This window comes from Pseudoalteromonas neustonica (assembly GCF_001653135.1).
In the GTDB taxonomy this organism is placed as follows: domain Bacteria; phylum Pseudomonadota; class Gammaproteobacteria; order Enterobacterales; family Alteromonadaceae; genus Pseudoalteromonas; species Pseudoalteromonas neustonica.
Genome location: NZ_BDDS01000047.1, coordinates 1 through 3,087 on the forward strand (window position 1 = coordinate 1; position 3,087 = coordinate 3,087).

Sequence of the window (3,087 nt, forward strand, 5' to 3'; positions counted from 1 at the left end):
CATACAAATCTTGTGCTTTTTTGCGTATGTCTGGTCCGTAGTTCGCCTTCATATTGCACCGCGTTTATTAATCCATAGCGGCAGTGTATTCGTTATAAAGCGCTTAATCTGTTAGTCAAAAACCTAGTCATTCCTAAAAGCTTAATATAGGAATTTCAAAAAGTTAAACCGTTGGAAAGGATGTAAAAGAGGGTGCAAACTGCAACTACTTTAAAGCAAAACGCTTAACTTAAACACATTTAAAAAGGGTTGTTTATGCCAGGTCAACTACGTACTAAACCGCTATCAATTGCCGCCGTTGGCATGACCGTTGACGGCCGCGAAATATCAGAGCAAGACGTAGCCGACATTGTAGAAACCTATAACCCGCGTAAATACGGTGCACGCATTAATGTTGATCACGAATTTAATTGGTCAGGCTGGGCCGCTAAAAACCTACACAACGTGGATATTCCCGGCATGTTGGGCGATGTAGTAAGCGTACAAGCTTATGAAAACGAAGAAGGCGTAGTGTGTTTATACGCCGTGCTTGCCCCCAATCAAGGGTTTGTTGAGCTGAACAAAGCAGACCAAGCGGTTTACTTTAGTATCGAAATTAGCCGCGATTTTATGGGCTCTGGCAAAACCTACCTAACAGGCTTAGCAGTGACCGACTACCCCGCAAGCTGCTATACCGACCGTATCCATTTCAGTAGTAAGAGTAAACCAGACGACAAGGACGTCGCCTTATTAACCGTTGATTTAGGGTCATGTGAGCCAATCGACACACCACCTAAAAAACCCTTTTTTAAACGACTATTCGCAAAGGAAGACCCAGACATGAAACCAGAAGAATTAGCCACCGCATTAAAAGATGCACTCGGCACACCGCTTGCCGAGTTTGGTAAAAAGCTCGATGGCTTAACAACAAAGTTTGATTCGTTTTCAACCACACAAGTGGAAGACGAAGAAACGCTGCCAGAAGGCGAGCAAAGCACCGAGCTAAGCCAAGTTAAAGAAGAGTTATCGTCAACTAAGCAGCTGCTAACTGAGCTAACCGATAAGTTTGAAAAAGCATTAAAAGCACCTGCGGGTGATACCACTGACGCCGACGACGAACCCGAAGGCGATGAAGGCAAATACAGTCAATTGCTGTAAGTGCATCACCTTAACATTACTTAGCAACACGCAGGAAAGCACATGAAAACCAGAACCAGAGAGTTATTCGTCGCCATTATGGCAGGCATGGCCGTTAATTATGGCGTTGCCTCAATGAGCGAGCAATTTAATGTAGAGCCGACAACCGAGCAGCGTTTATACGACGCCGTTTACGAGTCAGCTGAATTTTTACAGATGATCAACACCGTTCCGGTTGATGACCTTGTTGGTCAATCGGTGATCATGAGTGTCGACGGTGGCGTTACAGGCCGTGCAGGCGTTGAAACTGACGACACCAAAGAGCGTAAAACCCGCGATGTATCAAAGCTCGATAAACGTGAATACCGTTGTTACCCAACAGAATGCGACATTCATATTACATGGGTAAAAATGGATCAGTGGTCTAAGTTCCCTGATTTTCATAATCGCTATCGTAACCACGTTCGCCAAGCAATCGCACTCGACATTATTAAAATTGGTTGGAATGGTACACACGTAGCCGAGACAACTGATATTACAGCCTACCCAATGATGAACGATGTAAACATTGGTTGGTTGCAGTTAATTCGCCGCGATGCATCCGAGCGTGCAATTAGTGAAGGCGCAACCGCTGGCGAAATTCGCATTGGTGCCGGTGGCGATTACGATAACTTAGACCAAGCGGTGCACGATGCATTGCAAGGTATTCCAGAGCATAAGCGTGCAAACATGGTGGCTATTATTGGCGACGAGCTTTTAGCGCAAGATAAAAATAAGCTGTACGCCAAGCAAGCACATACCCCAAGTGAAAAAACCAAGATTGAATTGCAGCAGGTGATTGATACCTACGGCGGTTTGATGACTTACAAAATCCCGTTTTTCCCCGCTCGCGGCATTTTAGTCACCAGTTTTGACAACTTAAGTCACTACGTGCAAACGGGCTCAACGCGTACCAGTGTAGAAAACAACGCCAAGAAAAAGCGCGTTGAGGACTACCTATCACGCAACGATTGCTACTACGTAGAAGACCTTGAAAAAGTTATGTATTTCGAGTCTACCAGCGTCAAGTTGCCCAATGCCGCTGGCGACGCGTGGGCATAACAGCCTGATTATTTAGCAGCAGTTAGCCGCTCTGTATCCCTTGTTTTGGGGCGGCTTTTTTTCACCAAATTAAAGAGTGTTTTTAAATGAGCTTAGTCAAAAAATCATTAGCCAAAGCAGCAAGCAGCGTACCAACAAGCACTGACAAAAAAGCGCCAACGGTCGCGGCAACAGCCACTGAAATCAATGCGCCAACCACTATCACTACGCAAACCGAGTACCAGCTTTATGCAGCGGCCATCGAATCTGACTTAGCTCAATTAAAAATATTTACAGATATTGCAGATAAAGCGACATACAAATCAGAAGCGTTAGAGCGCCAAGATTATCTAGGGTACATCAATCAATATCGACTAAGCGGCCAGTGCCACCCGAACACGGTTTTAGCATGGGTGTTTATTTGGTTGGTTGATCTTAAACGCTGGGATGCTGTGTTAGAGCTCCTGCCATTTATGGTTGAGCAAAAGCAACCACTGCCAACGGTATTTAATACCAAGCATTGGCCTGCGTTCGTTATCGACCAACTCTACGACGATGCAAATTACTACTTAACAGAATCAAAGCAGCAAGGCTTGTTTGATATTAGCTACGTACTGCGCGGCCTGATCAATACCGTAAAAAATCAAGATTGGAACGGCCTTGAAGTAGTGGGCGGTAAATTGTACGCCATTGCTGCCAAGGTTGATGCAGCCCAGCACAACTATGGTAATGCACTGTTATTTGCAGAGCACGCCCAAGCGATCAACGACAAAGCAGGGGTTAAAGGTTTAGTCGATAAGCTAACGAAACAGTTAAAAGGGATCGTTAGCGAATAACAGCTCCAACGCCGGTGGGCAACTTAGCACTTCGTCAGCATTCGTTGTTTGACGC

Annotated in this window: 3 protein-coding genes; all 3 read left to right on the forward strand. The window is 45.4% G+C overall.

From position 1 onward, the window contains the following. Positions 1-255 precede the first annotated feature (255 nt). The 3 genes from A7967_RS21925 to gpM all read left to right on the forward strand — a co-directional run bounded on the left by A7967_RS21925 (position 256) and on the right by gpM (position 3,032). Positions 256-1,137 carry a GPO family capsid scaffolding protein gene (locus A7967_RS21925; RefSeq protein WP_064436111.1) on the forward strand — a complete coding sequence of 294 codons (882 nt, stop codon included), beginning with the start codon at positions 256-258 and terminating at the stop codon, positions 1,135-1,137. 42 nt (positions 1,138-1,179) lie between these two features. Further along, positions 1,180-2,217 (forward strand): phage major capsid protein, P2 family, encoded by a 1,038-nt coding sequence (locus tag A7967_RS21930; RefSeq protein ID WP_064436112.1) that lies wholly within the window; start codon positions 1,180-1,182, stop codon positions 2,215-2,217. A gap of 86 nt (positions 2,218-2,303) precedes the next feature. Beyond that, a complete protein-coding gene (gene gpM, locus A7967_RS21935) occupies positions 2,304-3,032 on the forward strand; it encodes a phage terminase small subunit (protein WP_064436113.1) in 729 nt (242 codons plus the stop codon). Positions 3,033-3,087 lie beyond the last annotated feature (55 nt).

Bases quoted from the DNA above. Each gene is read 5' to 3' on its own strand.
- A7967_RS21925 (WP_064436111.1), top strand. From the start codon at position 256: ATGCCAGGTCAACTACGTACTAAACCGCTATCAATTGCCGCCGTTGGC.
- A7967_RS21930 (WP_064436112.1), top strand. From the start codon at position 1,180: ATGAAAACCAGAACCAGAGAGTTATTCGTCGCCATTATGGCAGGCATG.
- gpM (WP_064436113.1), top strand. From the start codon at position 2,304: ATGAGCTTAGTCAAAAAATCATTAGCCAAAGCAGCAAGCAGCGTACCA.